This window comes from Lysinibacillus macroides, from assembly GCF_001281525.1.
In the GTDB taxonomy this organism is placed as follows: Bacteria; Bacillota; Bacilli; order Bacillales_A; family Planococcaceae; genus Lysinibacillus; species Lysinibacillus macroides.
Map to the genome: position 1 here is coordinate 410,323 of NZ_LGCI01000005.1, position 6,000 is coordinate 416,322.

Here is a 6,000-nt window from a genome sequence, read left to right on the forward strand (position 1 = left end):
AGATGGTAAGAAACATGACGGAACAAGTAGTAAATGTAATAGGAGCAGGCCTTGCAGGTAGTGAGGCAGCGTGGCAAATTGCAAAGCGTGGTGTTAACGTAAAGCTTTATGAAATGCGTCCAGTCAAACAAACACCTGCACACCATACGGATAAATTTGCAGAGCTTGTTTGTTCAAACTCATTACGTGCCAATGGCTTAACAAATGCTGTAGGTGTTATTAAGGAAGAGATGCGCATTTTAGATTCTGTTATCTTAAAGGCGGCAGATCAATGCGCAGTGCCTGCCGGAGGCGCGTTAGCAGTAGATCGACATGAGTTTGCTGGCTATGTGACAGAGGCTGTGAAAAATCATCCACTCGTGGAGGTTATTCATGAAGAGGTTACAGAAATTCCAGACGGCATTACGGTTATTGCAACAGGTCCCTTAACATCAAAGGCTTTAGCTGAAAAAATTCAAAGCTTAACAGGATTAGATTATTTATACTTTTATGATGCAGCAGCACCAATTATCGAAAAAGATAGTATCGATATGGATAAGGTGTATTTAAAATCACGCTATGATAAAGGGGAAGCGGCTTATTTAAACTGTCCGATGACAAAGGAAGAATTTGATCGTTTCCGCCAAGCATTAATCGAAGCAGAAGTTGTGCCATTAAAAGAGTTTGAGAAGGAAATTTACTTTGAGGGCTGTATGCCAATTGAAGTAATGGCAGCTCGTGGAGAGAAAACCATGCTATTTGGTCCTATGAAGCCAGTTGGACTTGAAGACCCTAAAACAGGAAAACGACCTTATGCGGTTGTTCAACTACGCCAAGACGATGCAGCGGGCACGCTTTATAATATTGTTGGCTTCCAGACACATCTAAAATGGGGGCCGCAAAAAGAAGTATTACAGTTGATTCCAGGGCTAGAAAATGTAGAAATTGTCCGTTATGGTGTTATGCACCGCAATACGTTTATTAATTCACCAAAGGTACTAGAGAAAACATACCAACTACGTGAACAGAAAAATATTTTCTTTGCGGGTCAAATGACAGGTGTAGAGGGCTATGTTGAATCAGCAGGCAGTGGATTAATCGCCGGTATTAATGCCGCTCGCTTAGCGTTAGGACAAGAGCCAATTATTTTCCCATTTGAAACAGCATTGGGAAGTATGGCGCGTTATATAACAGAAGCGCAATCGAAAAACTTCCAGCCGATGAATGTGAACTTTGGCATCTTCCCTGAGCTACCACCTGGTCGTCGTTCTAAACCAGAACGTGCTGAGATGCATGCAACACGTGCATTAAGCGTAATTCGCAATTTTGTGAATTCACAAACAATTTAATTGCCAAGAGCCTCTAAAAGTTGATATACTCTTAGAGGCTTTTTCTTTTATGTAGACAAAATGCTTGTTTAGACATTTTTTCGAATTTTATATGGAGGTTTTTTTGAAATATAACTATTTACACTTGCTATATGGTGAAGATAAGTATAGTGTCAGTATGTATGTTTATTAATGATAAAAATTTATAAAAGATGACAAAGCATTGTCTATTCGTTATAGTACAAGTGTTAGTTATTGCAGGCAATTATTAATAATCATTGGTGGTGAATCTTTCTATGTTAGTTTCGTCCCAAGATGCACTCGAACAGTTCATGCTTTACATCCAGACAGAAAAAAACTTCTCTGTTCATACAGTGCGCGAATATGAATCAGACCTGTTGAATTTTTTAGCTTTCTTACAAGCAGAGGGAATCAATAATTTAGCAAGTGTTGAATATATACATGCACGTCTTTATGTAACAAAGTTGTACGATGAAAAAAGAGCGAGGGCTTCTGTTTCAAGAAAGATTTCCTCAATACGCTCCTTTTTTCGCTTTCTCAATAAACAATATGGATTAGATGATGGTGCATTTCGTTCTCTCTACCATCCCAAAAAGGAAACGCGTTTACCCAATTTCTTCTATGAAGAAGAATTGACACAGTTATTTGAAGCAAATATAGGTGATGATTTGAAATCATTAAGAAATATAGCTATATTAGAGCTGTTATATGCGACAGGTATTCGTGTGAGTGAACTGACTTCTATTCAAGTAGAAGATGTCGATTTTCATTATTCCATTATCCGTGTGATGGGCAAAGGTCGAAAAGAACGAATCATTCCATTCGGTCAATTTGCGAGTTTAGCTATGCAGGACTACATAGAGCAAGCTCGTCCACGATTGATGAAAAAAACAAAACATCAGCAATTGTTTGTGAACATGCGCGGTGGGGAACTTACACCTCGAGGGGTGCGTCATATTTTAAACGAAATGATTGATAAAGCCTCACTCCATACAAAAATTTATCCCCACATGCTTCGTCATACATTTGCAACACATTTGTTAAATAATGGTGCGGATTTGCGAACAGTGCAGGAGTTATTAGGTCACGCGCATTTATCTTCTACACAGGTTTACACACATGTAACAAAGGAGCATCTTCGTCACACATATATGAATGCTCATCCACGAGCATAATAGAGCTAAGGAGGAAGGCAGATGGGACAAATTCATGCAACAACAATATTCGCAGTTCATCATAATGGAGGCTGTGCCATGGCTGGTGATGGTCAAGTCACATTAGGCAATGCTGTTGTGATGAAGGGAACAGCACGTAAGGTCAGACGTCTGTTTAATGGTCAGGTTCTTGCGGGCTTTGCAGGCTCTGTTGCTGATGCTTTTACACTATTTGAGATGTTTGAAGGCAAATTAAATGAATATAACGGCAATTTACAACGTGCAGCTGTAGAGGTAGCAAAGCAATGGCGCGGTGATAAAATGCTTCGTCAACTAGAGGCCATGCTGCTGGTGATGGATAAAACAACATTGCTGCTTGTTTCAGGTACAGGTGAAGTGATTGAACCAGATGATGGTATTTTAGCAATCGGCTCTGGTGGCAATTATGCATTATCAGCAGGCAGAGCATTGAAAAAATATGCAGGTGACACAATGACTGCTCGTGAAATTGCTGAAGCGGCATTGGAAACTGCTGCGGAAATCTGTGTATTTACAAATCATAATATTATCGTGGAGGCGCTGGACGAATGACACAAAAAAATTTAACGCCAAGACAAATTACTGAGCATTTAGATCGTTACATTGTTGGGCAGAATGAAGCTAAGCGAGCTGTAGCCGTGGCATTACGAAACCGCTATCGCCGTTCATTGTTAAATGAAGATATGAAGGCTGAAGTTATTCCGAAAAATATTTTGATGATTGGACCAACTGGTGTCGGTAAAACAGAAATAGCCAGAAGGATTGCAAAGCTTACGAATGCTCCTTTTGTAAAAGTTGAAGCGACAAAGTTTACCGAAGTAGGCTATGTGGGTAGAGATGTTGAATCAATGGTGCGTGACTTGGTAGAAGCTTCACACCGTCTAGTGAAAGAAGAAATGATGGAGTCTGTTAAGGGGCAAGCCGAAGAATTAGCAAATGAAGCGATTGTGAAATTATTGGTTCCTTCTTTACGTAAAAAACAGGCGATGCAAAATCCATTTGAAATGTTATTTGGCGGAAAAGAGCAACCGTCAACTGACGATTCATCAACGGATGAGGTTGAAGTGCGCTCTAAACGTGCACAAATTGCCATTGATTTACGCAGTGGTAAATTGGAAAATGAATGGGTGACTGTAGAGGTCACAGAACAAACACCATCTATTTTTGATGCATTACAAGGAACAGGAATGGATATGTCTGCCAATAGTGGTATGCAGGATATGCTATCTAGTTTGATGCCTAAAAAACAGAAAAAACGTCGTGTGCAGGTAAAGGATGCACGTCGGATTTTAATAATAGAGGAAGCGAATAAGCTAATAGATGCGGATGAAGTTGCACAAGAGGCAATTACGAGAGCTGAGCAATCAGGCATTATTTTTATTGATGAAATCGATAAAATTGCGAGTAAAGAAGGGAATACCTCAGCGAATGTATCACGTGAAGGTGTACAACGAGATATCTTGCCAATTGTAGAGGGTTCTACGGTTACGACGAAGTATGGAGCAGTAAAAACAGATTATATGCTATTTGTGGCTGCCGGTGCATTCCATATGTCAAAGCCTTCAGATTTAATACCGGAGTTACAAGGCCGCTTCCCGATTCGTGTAGAGCTTGAAAAATTAACAAAACAGGATTTTGTACGAATTTTACAAGAGCCAGACCAATCGCTTATTTTACAATACAAGGCCCTGTTAGAAACAGAAGGTGTGGAAATCAATTTCACAGCAGACGCTATTGAACGAATTGCTGAAATTGCAACAGAAGTTAATCAGGAAACAGACAATATTGGTGCACGACGCCTACACACCATTTTAGAGCGTTTGCTAGAGGAATTGTCATTTGAGGCTTCAGAGATTGCTCCAGCCAATATCCCAATCAATGCTGCATATGTTGATCAAAAACTTGCAGGTATAGTAAAAAACAAAGATTTGTCACAGTTTATATTGTAAGATAAAGCTGAATAGTATCATTAAGTAGTAAAAAACTTTAGAATATTAAGTGAATACGCTTCGGATTATTTATAGGAGGAACATAAAATGAATTTATTAGAAAAAACACGTAGAATTAACTCAATGCTTCAAGCCTCTGCTGGTAAGCCAGTAAACTTTAAGGAAATGGCTGATACATTAGGAGATATTATTGATAGCAATATTTATATTGTGAGCCGTAAAGGAAAGCTATTAGGTATTTCCATTCATCAACAAATTGAAAATGAGCGTATGAAAAAAATGTTTGAAGAAAGACAATTCCCAGAAGAGTATACACATAGCTTGTTTACAATTTCTGAAACATCATCAAACTTAGATATTCATGATGAGCACACAGCCTTCCCAGTAGAAAATAAAGATTTATTTCAAAATGCTTTAACAACAATTGTGCCAATCGTTGGGGGAGGCGAACGTCTAGGCACATTAATTCTTGCTCGCTTATCTTCCCAGTTTGAAGATGATGATTTAATTTTAGCTGAGTATGGTGCAACAGTAGTTGGCATGGAAATTTTACGTGAAAAATCTGAAGAGATTGAAGAAGAAGCGCGCAGCAAAGCGGTTGTCCAAATGGCTATTAATTCACTTTCATACAGTGAGTTAGAAGCAATTGAACATATTTTTGAAGAACTTGATGGCAATGAAGGTTTACTAGTTGCTTCTAAGATTGCTGATCGAGTGGGTATTACACGCTCAGTGATCGTAAATGCATTACGTAAACTTGAATCTGCGGGTGTCATTGAGTCTCGCTCTTTAGGTATGAAAGGTACTTATATTAAAGTACTAAACGATAAATTCTTAAATGCTTTAGCAGAAATTAAAATGAAATAAATGCTTTTTGTAAGAAGATAAGAAATGTAGGCGTCTAGGTGTTATATCTAGGCGCTTTTTTCTTGATAATTCTATAAAAATTTACTACATTTAAAAAAACGTTATATTTGAGTTAATTTCATAATTCTAATCCCTTTAATATCAAGGGCTAAAATTAAATAAAAATGAGGCACCTCCCCAAATTCGGTATAATGGTAGCGACTAAACAACCCACCGAAAAGGAATGATGCCTCATGACTATTGTAAAACAAATGAGCCTATTTGACATCCGTGAATTATTGAAAATGGAAAGTTCTCGTCGTTTTGATGCTATTTTAGCCACTTTCGATGTGCAGCCAATCTTTCAACTATTTCGAAAGAAGACGATGCGTGGTGCTCCACGAGAATTAAACTACGGTGCGATGATTCAATCATTGATGATCCGCATTGTCGAGCGTATCCCTACCGTTAAAGATTTGGTCAATCGATTAACGCATGATTTCGTCTTTCGCTTAGATTGTGGCTTTTTAGTTTCGGACACGGTGCCATCTGAAGCCTCGTATTCACGTATGGTCGACGTGATTAGTCAATCAGATGTCTTAGATCGCATGCACGATGAACTTATTCAAGCTGCCTTTACAGAAGGTTTTCTTGAAGAGGAACACCTTAGTTTTGATGCAACAC

6 protein-coding genes are annotated in these 6,000 nt (G+C 38.6%); all 6 read left to right on the forward strand.

The window, feature by feature from the left end; genetic code table 11:
• Positions 1 to 14 precede the first annotated feature (14 nt).
• A complete protein-coding gene (gene trmFO, locus ADM90_RS04830) occupies positions 15 to 1,328 on the forward strand; it encodes an FADH(2)-oxidizing methylenetetrahydrofolate--tRNA-(uracil(54)-C(5))-methyltransferase TrmFO (protein WP_053993912.1) in 1,314 nt (437 codons plus the stop codon).
• A 275-nt stretch (positions 1,329 to 1,603) separates the two neighbouring features.
• Complete coding sequence (gene xerC, locus ADM90_RS04835; protein ID WP_053993913.1) at positions 1,604 to 2,503, forward strand: tyrosine recombinase XerC; 900 nt, start codon at positions 1,604 to 1,606, stop codon at positions 2,501 to 2,503.
• A 21-nt stretch (positions 2,504 to 2,524) separates the two neighbouring features.
• The gene (gene hslV / locus ADM90_RS04840) at positions 2,525 to 3,073 is read left to right on the forward strand and encodes an ATP-dependent protease subunit HslV (RefSeq protein WP_053993914.1); all 549 of its coding nucleotides are present in this window, start codon (positions 2,525 to 2,527) and stop codon (positions 3,071 to 3,073) included.
• Positions 3,070 to 4,470, forward strand: a complete 1,401-nt coding sequence (gene hslU, locus ADM90_RS04845) for an ATP-dependent protease ATPase subunit HslU (protein ID WP_053993915.1) — start codon at positions 3,070 to 3,072, stop codon at positions 4,468 to 4,470. Before hslV ends, hslU begins: the two co-directional genes overlap by 4 nt.
• 87 nt (positions 4,471 to 4,557) lie before the next feature.
• Positions 4,558 to 5,337: a GTP-sensing pleiotropic transcriptional regulator CodY gene (gene codY, locus ADM90_RS04850; protein WP_053993916.1), complete on the forward strand. Its 780-nt coding sequence runs from the start codon at positions 4,558 to 4,560 to the stop codon at positions 5,335 to 5,337.
• 233 nt (positions 5,338 to 5,570) lie between these two features.
• Positions 5,571 to 6,000: transposase (locus ADM90_RS24435; protein ID WP_161804052.1), on the forward strand; the 430-nt coding region annotated here is incomplete at its 3' end.